The sequence below is a fragment of the Pseudomonas sp. GW821-FHT12A04 genome (assembly GCF_058807755.1).
In genome coordinates this window covers 245865-258335 of the sequence record NZ_JBXAQZ010000008.1, presented here as the reverse complement: position 1 = coordinate 258335, position 12471 = coordinate 245865, and the positions used below count along the sequence as shown (strand labels likewise).

Below are 12471 nucleotides of genomic sequence, written 5' to 3'. Positions count from 1 at the left end.
GACGAGCATCCTAGCTCGCTTCAAATAACGCCATGGCCTCGACATGTGCCGTTTGAGGAAACATATCGAGAATCCCGGCACGTTTTAACCGGTAGCCCTGCTTGATCAATTCGACCGTGTCGCGCGCCAGAGTTGCAGGGTTGCACGACACATACACCAAACGTTCGGCGCCCAGGCTCCTGAGCTTGCGCACAACCTCGAAAGCACCGTCACGCGGTGGGTCCAAGAGTACCGCACAAAAGCCTTCGGCGGCCCATTCGGCGTCCGTCAAAGGCTGGGATAAATCGGCCTGAAAAAACTTCGCGTTATGCAGATTATTGCTGGCCGCATTCGCCGCGGCCCGATCGACCATCACCTGCACGCCTTCGACCGCCACCACTTCACGAGCAGCCTTGGCCAGCGGCAAGGCAAAATTGCCCAGGCCACAGAACAGGTCGAGTACGCGCTCATCCGCTGTCGGCTTCAGCCAGTCCAGCGCCTGGGCGACCATCGCTTCGTTGACGGCGGCGTTGACCTGAATGAAATCCCCGGGACGATACGCCAGCTCCAGGTCCCACTGTTCAAGACGATAGCCCAACGACTGATCGGCCTCGACCGGTTGCGGTTCGCCATCGCCGTGCAGCCACAACTGGGCTTCATGGAACGCGCAGAATTCCTTGAGGATCGTCAGGTCGGCATCGGACAACGGCGCCATGTGCCGCAGCAACACCGCCAGCGTCGAGCCGCTGAACAACTCCACATGCCCGAGTGCCTGGGGTTTGCTCAAGCGTCGCAGCATCTCCGGCAAGCGGGCCATGATCGGTTGCAAGGGCTGTACCAGCACCGGGCAGTCATCGATGCCCACGATGTCCTGGCTGCCAGCGGCACGGAAACCGACTTCGAGTTTTTTTGCCTTCATGTCCCAGCGCACCGCGACGCGGGCGCGACGGCGGTAAGCGAACTCCGCACCGCTCAATGGCGCTGCCCACTCATCGGGTTCGACGCCCGCGACTCTCGACAACTGCTCGGCGAGCATGCGCTGTTTCAGGGCAAGCTGTTCGTTGTGGGGCAGATGCTGCACGCTGCAACCGCCACAGCGGCCGGCATGGGCGCACGGTGCAGGGCGGCGTAGTTCGCTGGCCTTGAACACCCGTTCGGTGCGCGCCTCGACCACTTTGCCGTGGGCACCGAGGACGCGTGCCTCGATCTCTTCACCGGCCAATGCGCCGATGACGAACCAGGTGCGACCTTCGAAAAACGCGATACCGCGACCGTCATTGGCCAGGCGCTCGATGGTCAGGCGCTGCTTTTTGCCGGTCGGGACTTGCGGGGCCTTGCTGCCGCCGGTGGGCTGGAAGCGCAGGCCTCTTTCATGTTTGGCCATCAGTTGGGCGCGTCGAAAATGCCGGTCGACAAGTAACGGTCGCCACGGTCGCAGATGATCGCGACGATCACCGCGTTTTCAACTTCTTTGGACAGGCGCAACATTGCCGCCACGGCACCGCCCGAGGACACGCCACAGAAAATGCCTTCTTCGCGGGCCAGACGACGGGTCACGTCTTCGGCTTCGCTTTGCGCCATGTCGACGATCCGGTCCACGCGGTCAGCCTGGTAGATCTTCGGCAGGTATTCCTGAGGCCAGCGGCGGATCCCCGGGATCGCCGAGCCTTCCATCGGTTGCAGACCGATGATTTGCACGTTGTCGTTCTGCTCTTTCAAGTAGCGCGACACACCCATAATGGTACCGGTGGTGCCCATGGAGCTGACGAAATGGGTGATGGTGCCCTGGGTCTGGCGCCAGATTTCCGGGCCGGTGGTGGTGTAGTGCGCCTCGGGGTTGTCACCGTTGGCGAACTGATCCAGTACCTTGCCCTGGCCTTCGGCTTCCATCTTCTGCGCGAGGTCACGGGCGCCTTCCATACCCTGCTCCTGGCTGACCAGAATCAGCTCGGCGCCATAGGCCGTCATGGCTGCCTTGCGCTCGGCGCTGGAGTTGTCGGGCATGATCAGGATCATCTTGTAACCCTTGATCGCAGCGGCCATGGCCAGGGCGATCCCGGTGTTGCCCGAGGTCGCCTCGATCAGCGTATCGCCGGCGTGGATCTGCCCGCGCAACTCGGCGCGGGTGATCATCGACAGCGCCGGACGGTCCTTGACCGAACCCGCCGGGTTGTTCCCTTCGAGCTTGAGCAAAAGGGTATTGCTGGTGGCGCCGGGCAGGCGCTGCAAACGGACCAGCGGAGTGTTGCCGACGCAATCGGCGATGGTTGGGTACTGCAAGGTCATGGCGTATTCGCAATCCAGACTGCGGGGGCGACTATCATACCGGCAAACGTTCCCAGGCCATATCACGCAAAGTGTGGTGCTTATGGCTTATGGGAATAAGCAGATATTTTGCGGTGAACATGAGGGCCTCATCGCGAGCAAGCTCGCTCCCACAGGGTGCCGGGGTGCTCACAGGTTTCGCGGTTCAAGCACGGTCAGTGTGGGAGCGGGCTTGCCCGCGATGGCGTCGGCACTGGCGCTATCAACATCCGCCAACAACCGCATGTTCAGGCGCAACCCGGTTCCGGTGTTCTGTGCCCACAACTGTCCGCCCTGACGCTGCACCGCGTTTCGGGCGATGCTCAAGCCCAACCCAAATCCACCATCCCCCGGCCGCGAACCGTCGAGTCGGGTGAACGGCAGGAAGATCCGCTCCAGATCAGCTTCCGCCACGCCGCCGCCCTGATCCTCCAGCCATAGATGCCAGAAATCTCCATCACGCTGGCCGCCGAGCAGGACAACCCCACCATCAGGTGAATGCCGTATCGCATTGCGCAGAATGTTTTCCAATGCCTGGGCCAGGGTGTTGAGATGACCGCGAACCCAACAGGATGAATCTACGGTGCATTGCAACTGCGTATCGGGCCAACCACTTTCATAGCAGGCGTTCTCCGTGAGCATTTCCCACAGGGCCTGGATCTGGATCGCTTCGTCAGGCAAACGGGTGCGCTCGGTATCGAGCCACGCCAGTTGCAGCGTGTCTTCCACCAGGCGCTGCATGCCATCGACTTCACGGCCGATGCGTTCGCGCAATGGCTCCAGCCCCTGCTCGCTTTCACTGGCCACCCGCAGGCGGCTCAAGGGCGTGCGCAATTCGTGGGACAAGTCGCGCAGCAGTTGCTGCTGCAAGGCCACAGTGCTTTGCAGGCGCTCGGACATGTGATCGAACGCCCTGCCCAACTCGCCCAATTCATCGGAACGATTGGTAGTGCGGCTCGACAGGCGCACATTCAGTTGGTCGGCACGCCAGGCATTGGCCTGTTCACGCAGACTGTTGAGCGGCACCACCAACAAACGATACAGCCCGACGCACAACAGCAAGGTGAACAATCCCGGAATCACGCCGTTGGTGATCACCCGCCAGAACACCCGGTAACGCCCGGGTACGAAGCGTTTGGGCAACTCGATCACCAGGCTGCCGACGGAGGGGTCACCGGGAAAGGGTATGCGCATCCACGGCCGGCCTTTCTTGTGGATGGGCCAATCGAGGCCGCGCAAAAAAGTCAGGCGTTCGACTTCCTTGTCCGTCAGCGATTGGTTGCTCAAGGACTGCAAATCACCGCCGATGACACCGACCCAGCCTTTTTCCCGCTGATGCATGCCTTGCAGCCAGTCATCGATACCGGCGCTCTGACGCTGCTGCCATACCTGCTCGGCTTCGGCGGCATAACCGGACAGGGTGCCGCGGGCCTCATCGGAGAGGAACTGGTTACGCTGCTCCATGTAACGGCCCCAGGACCAACTCAGCCAGATCATCAGCAGACAGAAAGCGACCAATAGACAGGCCAGTTTCCAGAACAGCGAATGCCTGCCCGGCAAGTTACATTTCATCGGCGGCGCTCAGGATGTAGCCCTTGCCCCAAACCGTACGCACTTCGCGCTCGGTGTAGCCAATGGCCTTGAGCTTGCGGCGGATCTGGCTGATGTGCATGTCCAGGCTGCGGTCATGGGCCGCGTAACCGCGCTGCAGCACCTGTTGATAAAGAAAGGCTTTGCTCAGTACTTCGTCGGCGCTGCGGTGCAGCGTCTCCAGCAACCGATACTCGCTGCGGGTCAGGCCACCGGCCTGTTCGCCATAAAAGACCTCGAAGCTTTCATCGTCGAAACGCAGGCTGTCCATCGACGGCGCCGGCACGGCGGGCGCGGGTCGGCGGTCGAGTGCCACCCGCCGCAGAATGGCTTCGATGCGCACCCGCAACTCCACCATGCTGAAGGGCTTTGGCAGGTAATCATCAGCCCCCAGGCGAAAGCCGCTGATGCGATCGGCCTCGGCACCGAGGGCCGACATCAGCAACACCGGGGTGGAATGGCTCTGGCGCAATTGGGTCAGTACCGCCAGGCCGTCCATGCCCGGCAGCAGGATATCCATCAACACCACGTCGAATGGTTGCCGGCGGGCAATGTCCAGGCCTTCCTGACCGTTCTGGCACCAGGTCACCTGGAAGCCGCTGCGGTCCAGATGCTCATGAACGTAGGCTCCGAGCACAAGGTCGTCTTCGATGGACAGGATTCGGGGAAGGCCGGCAGTGATGGGAGTCATGACTATCTGCAAATAATTCTCAGTTGAGCGATTATTCAAGATTGCCTCGCCAGGGGCAACCCACCGTTTGTCCGTATTGCCAATGAGTCGTCCGGACCGACGAATGACGGCACCATTTTTACGAAGATTGCCCGCGAGCAAATCGCTACACTGCGCAAGTGGTGCATGGCGGATGCATGTGCAGGCCTATAAATAGCGGGATGCAGGAGAGATGCGTGCTCAAGAAACTGGGAATCAAAGGCCGCGTGCTGTTGCTGACCCTGTTGCCAACCAGCCTGATGGCGTTGGTGCTGGGGGGATATTTTACCTGGATGCAACAGGCTGACCTGCAAACCCAACTCATGCAGCGCGGCGAAATGATCGCCGAGCAGTTGGCTCCACTGACGGCGCCAGCCATGGGCCATCAGGACAACGAACTGCTCGAACGCATCGCCACCCAGGCCCTGGAACAAACCGACGTGCGGGCCGTGACCTTCCTGGCTCCTGACCGCACGCTGCTGGCCCACGCCGGCCCGACCATGCTCAACCAGACACCCTCCGGCAGTGGCACGCAGATGCTGCGCCGCAGTGGCAACGATGCGACCCGCTATCTGCTGCCGGTATTCGGCAAACACCGCAACCTGGCCGGGGACGTGATTCCCGAAGAAGCCGACCGCCTGCTGGGCTGGGTCGAGCTTGAACTGTCCCATAACAGCATGCTGTTGCGCGGTTACCGCAGCCTGTTCGCCAGCCTGATGTTAATCGTGGCGGGGCTGATAGGTGCGGCACTGCTGGCCTTGCGCATGGGTCGCACGATCAATCGGCCATTGAGCCAGATCAAGCAAGCCGTGGCTCAACTCAAGGACGGTCATCTGGAAACCCGCCTGCCGCCACTCGGCAGTCAGGAACTGGACGAGTTGGCCTCCGGCATCAACCGCATGGCCGGCACCCTGCAAAATGCGCAGGAAGAATTGCAGCACAGCATCGACCAGGCCACCGAAGACGTGCGCCAGAATCTGGAAACCATCGAGATCCAGAACATCGAACTGGACCTGGCGCGCAAGGAAGCCCTGGAAGCGAGCCGGATCAAGTCCGAATTCCTGGCCAACATGAGCCATGAAATCCGCACGCCGCTCAACGGCATTCTCGGTTTCACCCACCTGCTGCAAAAAAGCGAGCTCACCCCGCGCCAGCTCGACTACCTGGACACCATCGAAAAATCCGCCGACAGCCTGCTGGGCATCATCAACGAGATTCTCGACTTTTCGAAAATCGAGGCCGGCAAGCTGGTGCTCGACCATATTCCGTTCAACCTGCGCGACCTGCTACAGGACACCCTGACCATCCTCGCCCCGGCTGCCCACGCCAAGCAGCTGGAACTGGTGAGCTTGGTGTACCGGGACACGCCGCTGTCGCTGGTGGGCGACCCACTGCGGCTCAAGCAGATCCTGACGAACCTGGTGAGCAACGCGATCAAGTTCACCCGCGAAGGCACCATCGTCGCCCGCGCCATGCTCGAAGAAGAACACGAAGACACCGTGCAGTTGCGCATCAGCATTCAAGACACAGGCATCGGTCTTTCGAACCAGGACGTACGCGCCCTGTTCCAGGCCTTCAGCCAGGCCGACAACTCGCTGTCGCGGCAACCCGGCGGTACTGGCCTGGGCCTGGTGATTTCCAAGCGCCTGATCGAACAGATGGGCGGTGAGATAGGCGTCGACAGCACGCCGGGGGAAGGGTCGGAATTCTGGATCAGCCTGAGCCTGCCAAAAACCCGCGACGATGCCGAAGACCTGCCCTCGGCACCCTTGCTCGGGCGACGGGTGGCGGTACTGGAAAACCACGAGCTGGCACGGCAGGCGTTGCAGCATCAACTGGAAGACTGCGGCCTCAGCACCACACCGTTCAATACCCTGGAAAGCCTGACCAATGGCGTCACCGCCGCCCACCAGACCGACCAGGCGATCGACCTCGCCGTGCTCGGCATCACCAGTAACGACATGCCGCCGGAACGCCTCAACCAGCACATCTGGGACCTCGAGCATCTTGGCTGCAAAGTGCTGGTGCTGTGCCCGACCACGGAACAGACGCTGTTCCATCTTTCCGTGCCCAACCCCCACAGCCAGCTCCAGGCTAAACCGGCCTGCACCCGCAAGCTGCGACGCTCCCTGTCTGACCTGGTCAACCCGCGGTCTATGCGCAGCGAGCCGGGCGAACCGGTATCCAGCCGTGCCCCGAAGGTGCTTTGCGTCGACGACAATCCGGCCAACCTGATGCTGGTGCAAACCCTGCTCGAAGACATGGGCGCCAAGGTACTCGCGGTGGAAAGCGGTTATGCCGCCGTCAAGGCGGTGCAGAACGAGACATTCGATCTGGTGTTGATGGACGTGCAGATGCCCGGCATGGACGGTCGCCAGAGCACCGAGGCGATCCGCCAGTGGGAAAGCGAACGCCATTGCACGCCGCTGCCGATCGTGGCCCTCACTGCCCACGCCATGGCCAACGAAAAACGCGCGCTGCTGCAAAGCGGCATGGACGACTACCTGACCAAACCGATCAGTGAACGGCAATTGGCGCAAGTGGTGCTGAAGTGGAGCGGCCTGGCGCTGCGCAATCACAGTCCGGAGCGCTCCGGCGATGGGCATGCTGGCACCCATGACCTGTTGGTGCTCGACCACGAGGAAGGATTGCGCCTGGCTGCCGGCAAGGCCGATCTGGCCGCGGACATGCTGGCGATGCTGCTGGCGTCACTGGAGGCTGACCGCGAAGCCATCCGACTGGCTCGGCAAAGCAATGAACACAACGCCCTGGTCGAACGGGTCCATCGCCTGCATGGCGCGACGCGTTACTGCGGCGTACCGCAATTGCGTGCGGCCTGCCAACGCAGCGAAACCCTGCTCAAGCAACAGGACCCGAAAGCCAGCCTGGCACTGGATGAGCTCGACCGGGCAATCAATCGCCTGGCAGCCCAGGCGCGCATGAATGCTTGATGCAGCGCAATCGCGAAGGGCTGTTGGCGAGTTAACCTGGGGACTGTCGAATGCCGGCTTGCTCAACGGCGCAGGCCACCTTCAAGGAGCACCGCATGCGTACGATTCTTTTCAGCAGCCAGAACTACGACCGCGACAGCTTTCTCGCGGCCGGGCAACCGGCCGGCATCGAGCTGCAATTTCAGACTGCGCGCCTGAGCCTCGACACGGTAGCGCTCGCCCAAGGGTATGAAGCGGTCTGCGCGTTCATCAATGATGACCTTGGCGCTGCGGTACTCGAGCGCCTGGCCGCTGGAGGCACACGCCTGATCGCCCTGCGCTCGGCCGGTTACAACCATGTCGACTTGCCGACAGCAAAACGCCTGGGACTGGCCATCGTGCGTGTCCCGGCCTATTCGCCCCACGCCGTTGCCGAACATGCAGTAGCGCTGATCCTCGCACTCAACCGCCGCTTGCCCCGCGCCTACAACCGCACTCGCGAAGGGGATTTCAGACTGCAGGGGCTGACCGGTTTCGATCTGGTGGGCAAGACCGTCGGCGTGGTCGGCACCGGTCAGATTGGTGCCACCTTCGCCAAAATCATGAGCGGATTTGGCTGCCGGTTGCTGGCCTATGACCCCTACCCCAACCCGCAGGTCGAAGCCCTCGGCGCTCGCTACCTGAGCCTGCCGCAATTGCTGGCCGAATCGCAGATCATCAGCCTGCACTGCCCGCTCAACGAGCAGAGCAAGTACTTGATCAACCGCGAGTCCCTGGCGCACATGCAACCGGGCGCGATGTTGATCAATACCGGGCGTGGCGGTCTGGTGGACACCCCGGCACTGATCGATGCCCTGAAAGACGGTCGCCTGGGTTACCTGGGGCTGGATGTGTATGAGGAGGAAGCGCAGTTGTTCTTCGAGGACCGCTCCGACCTGCCGTTGCAAGACGATGTGCTGGCCAGGCTGCTGACCTTTCCTAACGTGATCGTCACCGCGCACCAGGCGTTCCTGACCCGCGAAGCACTGGACGCGATTGCCGCCACCACATTACACAACATTGCAGCCTGGACGGCGGGCACCCCGGAAAACCTGGTGACGGGAGACTGAAACGGATCGAAGGTCATCTACCTGCGCGATGCGGCGTACAAGCCCGTGCTAGCATATCGCGCATATTTGGAGGACCCATGGTCGAACACGATTTCCGCTACAGCCTGATGAACCCGCAACACACCCTCACTGAATGCCGCGCCCTGGTGCCGGGGCGCTATCAAGTCACCGGCAACGGTGGTTCGATTCGCAACAATGACGTGCTGGTTGTGACCCTCAAGGGTGCCAAGGACTTGTCCATGCGCCTGACCGTCGAAACGGTTCGCCACCTGATCAACCCGCCCGGCCAATGGGTCGCGGTAGCCAGTGGCCCGGTGTTCGGCGAACTGGCCATCCACACCTGGCAAGTGAACTGTGACAGCTGTGCCAAAGAGCTGAGCTTCGAGTTTGCCGTCGATGCCAAGCTGGGCAACAAGGCCGAAAAGCCTGCCGCCACCGCGCGGATTGCCGAGTTGGGCTGGACCAGCGTTGGCGAGAAACACCTGTGCCCGAAATGCCAGGAGCCTGCGTGATGAAAGGCCTCGCTCTGACCGCCATGGTCGGTGCCGGCCTGCTGGGCTGCGCCGCCGAGCCGGTGCAACTGCAACAGAACCGCAGCTACATTCTGGAGTGGATCGGCGAGCGGCCGTTGATGGACTACAGCCACCTGACCGTCACCCTCGACGAAGATGGCCGGGCCTACGGCAATGGCGGCTGCAACCACTGGTTCGCGCCGTACACCCTCGATGGCGACAAACTGACCTTCGGCAAAATCGGCAGCACCCGCAAATTGTGCGCGCCGGCACTGATGGAACAGGAAAAACGCTTCCTTCAGGCCCTGGAAAACGTCCAGCGTTGGGACGTCTCCCCGATCGAGCAGATACGCTTCTGGCCAGCCGAAGGCAAGCCGTTACGTTGGTGGCTCGAGGAGGGTTGATCGCCCTTTCAGCACGCTGAAACCAGTGGGGAGGGGGCTTGCCCCCGTTGGGCTGCGAAGCAGCCCTAAATCCAATAACCGCGTTTGATCAGGTTAACCGTGTATATCGGCTTTGCGACTGCTGCGCAGCCGAACGGGGGCAAGCCCCCTCGCCACAAAAAGCCCCTGACCACAATGAAAACGATCATCTGATCAATTCTTCGCCTGCAACGCCTCAAGCTTCGCCATCACCCCCGCCGCCGTCTGTTCACCCATCAACTGCTCACGCACCTTGCCCTTGTTATCGACGATGTAGGTCACCGGCAATGCTTCGCTGCGCGGCAGCTCGAACAGTTCGGAAGGGTCCTGGGCCAGCACGGTGAACCTGATCCCAAGTTTCTCGCTCGCGTCCTTCAGTTCTTGCCCCTGGACATTGTCGAAGTTGACCCCGAACACACCGATTTTCTTGTCCTTGAGCTGCTCAGCCAAGGCATTCAACTCCGGTATCTCGGTACGGCAAGGCCCGCACCATTCTGCCCAGTAGTTGAGGACCAGCCATTTGCCGTCCAGTCGGTCGGCGGCGATCTTGTGGCCGTCCTGGTCGATGCCATAGTCATTACCGCAGCCCCCCAGCATCAACGCTCCGATGATCGCCAATGCTGCTGCCAGTCGCCTTGTCATGTCGTGTTCCTTGTCAAAAATTGAATGCACCTGCGACCCATCGCCTCTTACGGTTCTGGATTGCGCGCTGCACAGTTAGAATAGCCGCCACCTTACGCAAGATGCGACCCGCTCATGACCGATCTGACGCTTTATCACAATCCGCGCTGCTCGAAATCCCGCGGTGCGCTCGAACTGCTTGAAGCCCGTGGCCTGACCCCGATCGTGGTCCGCTACCTGGAAACCCCACTGGACGCCGCGCAGATCCAGAGCCTGCTGGGCAAACTCGGGATCAGCGCCCGGCAATTGCTGCGCACCGGCGAGGACGAGTACAAGACCCTTGACCTGGCCGACAGCAGCCTGAGCGAAGCGCAATTGATTGCCGCCATCGCCGCCCACCCGAAACTGATGGAGCGACCGATTCTCGAAGTCGGCAACAAGGCCATTATCGGCCGCCCACCGGAGCAGATCCTGGAACTGTTGCCATGAGTGCACCGTACATTCTGGTTCTGTACTACAGCCGCAGCGGCTCGACCAACGAAATGGCCCGGCAGATCGCACGTGGTGTCGAACAGGCCGGGCTTGAGGCCCGCCTGCGCACGGTGCCGGCGATTTCCAGCGAGTGCGAAGCCGTTTCGCCGGAGATTCCCGACGAAGGCGCGCTGTATGCCAGCCTCGACGACCTGAAGAACTGTGCCGGCCTGGCGCTCGGCAGTCCGACCCGCTTCGGCAACATGGCGGCACCACTGAAGTATTTCCTCGACGGCACCAGCAACCTGTGGCTGACCGGCGCCCTGGTGGGAAAACCGGCGGGTGTGTTCACCTCCACCGCGAGCCTGCACGGCGGCCAGGAGACCACGCTGCTGTCGATGATGCTGCCGTTGTTGCACCACGGCATGCTGATCACCGGCCTGCCCTACAGCGAGTCGGCACTGCTGGAAACCCAGGGCGGCGGTACGCCATACGGCGCCAGCCACCACGCCGGCGCCGACGGCAAAAGCGGTCTGGATGCCCATGAAGTGGCGTTGTGCCGCGCGCTGGGTCTGCGCCTGGCCAAGACCGCACAGAAACTGGAGAGCTGAGTTGGCCAAGAAGCCGAAGATCCTGCCCGCCCTCGAATGGCTCGAACCACGCGTCAAGGCGATGCGCGCCATCAGCCTGCTGTGCTTTTTCGGTCTGGTGGGACTGCTGTGTGTTTACTACCTGGCGATTGCCGATCTGCATGGGGCACGCCCCTGGGTGATCCTGTTGATCGAACTGGTGCCACTGCTGATTCTGGCTCCGGGGATGATCGTCGGCAGCCCTCGCGGGCATTCGTGGATGTGCTTTGTGGTGAACCTGTACTTCATCAAAGGCGCATTGGCTGCCTATGACCCGAACCGGCAAGTCTTCGGCTTGCTGGAGATGGGCGCGAGTCTGGCGGTGTTTTGCTCGGCGCTGTTGTATGTGCGCTGGCGGTATCAGTTGAATCGCAAGTTGGCTGGCGAGGGCGAACCCTCCGTCGCCTGACCCACAGCTATCGCGAGCAGGCTCGCTCCCACAGGGGATTTTGTGAACGACACAGATCCAATGTGGGAGCGGGCTTGCCCGCGATTGGGGCGACTCGGTCTCAATGATTGACTGTGTAAGCCAGCATCATCGAAATCTGGCTCATCGGGCGCCCGCCGCTTTCCTCATGCCACTGATTGAACACGTCCTGCACCAACGCCAGGTCGCGCAGACTGCTCGGCACCTTGTCGATGATGTCCTGCGCATTCAGCGCCGCCACCACGTCATAGCTCGGTACAAAGGTGTCCTTGCCGATCATCCGCAAGAAGCGCGGGGCTGACAGCCCGCCCAACTGATGTCCACGTTTTTTCAGGAAGGTCCAGAGCCCGACGATATCGGTCACCGGCCAGTCGGCGATGAGCGCGCCGAAGCTGCCCTTTTCATGGGCCACGTCCAGTATGAACTGCGCATTGCGCGGCACGCTCTTGAGCTTGCCCAGGTGACGGATGATCCGCGTGTCCTGCATCAGGCGCTCAAGGTGCTCGGCGCTCATCAGCACGACTTTTTCCGGGTCGAACCTGAAGAACACTTCTTCGAAGGCCGGCCACTTGGCATCCACCAGGCTGTGCTTGAGCCCGGCGCGGAACACCCGTAGCGCCATCATCGAGAGGTAGCGATCGTCGCTGATCTTGCGCAGTTGCGCGGGAGTCTTGGGAACGGGCAGATGGGCTTCCAGTTCAGCTGCCGAACCGAAGCGGTTCAAGCAGTACTCATTCAGCCACTTGTAGTCGCGCATGCCCTCTCCTG

13 protein-coding genes are annotated in these 12471 nt (G+C 61.7%); 7 read left to right on the top strand and 6 right to left on the bottom strand.

What is annotated here, in order from left to right; all coding sequences use genetic code 11:
• Positions 1–10 precede the first annotated feature (10 nt).
• From rlmD to AC1RS8_RS14965, 4 genes are all read right to left on the bottom strand, one after another.
• A complete protein-coding gene (gene rlmD, locus AC1RS8_RS14980) occupies positions 11–1363 on the bottom strand; it encodes a 23S rRNA (uracil(1939)-C(5))-methyltransferase RlmD (RefSeq protein ID WP_057713656.1) in 1353 nt (450 codons plus the stop codon).
• Positions 1363–2265 carry a cysteine synthase CysM gene (gene cysM, locus AC1RS8_RS14975; protein WP_057713655.1) on the bottom strand — a complete coding sequence of 301 codons (903 nt, stop codon included), beginning with the start codon at positions 2263–2265 and terminating at the stop codon, positions 1363–1365. Before cysM ends, rlmD begins: the two co-directional genes overlap by 1 nt.
• 168 nt (positions 2266–2433) lie before the next feature.
• On the bottom strand, positions 2434–3855 hold the full coding sequence (locus AC1RS8_RS14970) for a histidine kinase sensor domain-containing protein (RefSeq protein WP_489339084.1): 1422 nt from the start codon (positions 3853–3855) through the stop codon (positions 2434–2436).
• The gene (locus tag AC1RS8_RS14965) at positions 3845–4564 is read right to left on the bottom strand and encodes a response regulator transcription factor (protein ID WP_218494358.1); all 720 of its coding nucleotides are present in this window, start codon (positions 4562–4564) and stop codon (positions 3845–3847) included. The genes AC1RS8_RS14970 and AC1RS8_RS14965 overlap by 11 nt, the downstream gene beginning before the upstream one ends.
• A 215-nt stretch (positions 4565–4779) precedes the next feature.
• Between AC1RS8_RS14965 and AC1RS8_RS14960 the strand changes: the two genes are divergently transcribed.
• The 4 genes from AC1RS8_RS14960 to AC1RS8_RS14945 all read left to right on the top strand — a co-directional run bounded on the left by AC1RS8_RS14960 (position 4780) and on the right by AC1RS8_RS14945 (position 9537).
• Positions 4780–7533 (top strand): response regulator, encoded by a 2754-nt coding sequence (locus tag AC1RS8_RS14960; RefSeq protein WP_218494357.1) that lies wholly within the window; start codon positions 4780–4782, stop codon positions 7531–7533.
• 95 nt (positions 7534–7628) lie between these two features.
• Positions 7629–8621: a 2-hydroxyacid dehydrogenase gene (locus AC1RS8_RS14955; protein ID WP_489339085.1), complete on the top strand. Its 993-nt coding sequence runs from the start codon at positions 7629–7631 to the stop codon at positions 8619–8621.
• Positions 8622–8698: 77 nt separating this feature from the next.
• Positions 8699–9133, top strand: coding sequence for a hypothetical protein (locus AC1RS8_RS14950; protein WP_056728017.1), 435 nt, complete (start codon positions 8699–8701; stop codon positions 9131–9133).
• A complete protein-coding gene (locus AC1RS8_RS14945; protein WP_057713650.1) occupies positions 9133–9537 on the top strand; it encodes an META domain-containing protein in 405 nt (134 codons plus the stop codon). The genes AC1RS8_RS14950 and AC1RS8_RS14945 overlap by 1 nt, the downstream gene beginning before the upstream one ends.
• Positions 9538–9729: 192 nt before the next feature.
• On the opposite strand, the gene AC1RS8_RS14940 is transcribed toward AC1RS8_RS14945, so the two are convergent.
• Positions 9730–10197, bottom strand: a complete 468-nt coding sequence (locus AC1RS8_RS14940; RefSeq protein WP_154860364.1) for a TlpA disulfide reductase family protein — start codon at positions 10195–10197, stop codon at positions 9730–9732.
• 114 nt (positions 10198–10311) lie between these two features.
• Between AC1RS8_RS14940 and arsC the strand changes: the two genes are divergently transcribed.
• The 3 genes from arsC to AC1RS8_RS14925 are packed head-to-tail and all read left to right on the top strand — an operon-like array spanning position 10312 to position 11685.
• Positions 10312–10665: an arsenate reductase (glutaredoxin) gene (arsC, locus tag AC1RS8_RS14935; protein ID WP_489339086.1), complete on the top strand. Its 354-nt coding sequence runs from the start codon at positions 10312–10314 to the stop codon at positions 10663–10665.
• The gene (gene wrbA, locus AC1RS8_RS14930) at positions 10662–11258 is read left to right on the top strand and encodes an NAD(P)H:quinone oxidoreductase (RefSeq protein ID WP_057713647.1); all 597 of its coding nucleotides are present in this window, start codon (positions 10662–10664) and stop codon (positions 11256–11258) included. Before arsC ends, wrbA begins: the two co-directional genes overlap by 4 nt.
• Position 11259: 1 nt before the next feature.
• Positions 11260–11685, top strand: coding sequence for a DUF2069 domain-containing protein (locus AC1RS8_RS14925; RefSeq protein WP_090457293.1), 426 nt, complete (start codon positions 11260–11262; stop codon positions 11683–11685).
• 100 nt (positions 11686–11785) lie between these two features.
• On the opposite strand, the gene AC1RS8_RS14920 is transcribed toward AC1RS8_RS14925, so the two are convergent.
• Entirely contained in the window at positions 11786–12460 is a 675-nt protein-coding gene (locus AC1RS8_RS14920) for a DNA-3-methyladenine glycosylase I (protein ID WP_057713645.1), read from the bottom strand.
• Between the last annotated feature and the right edge of the window lie 11 nt (positions 12461–12471).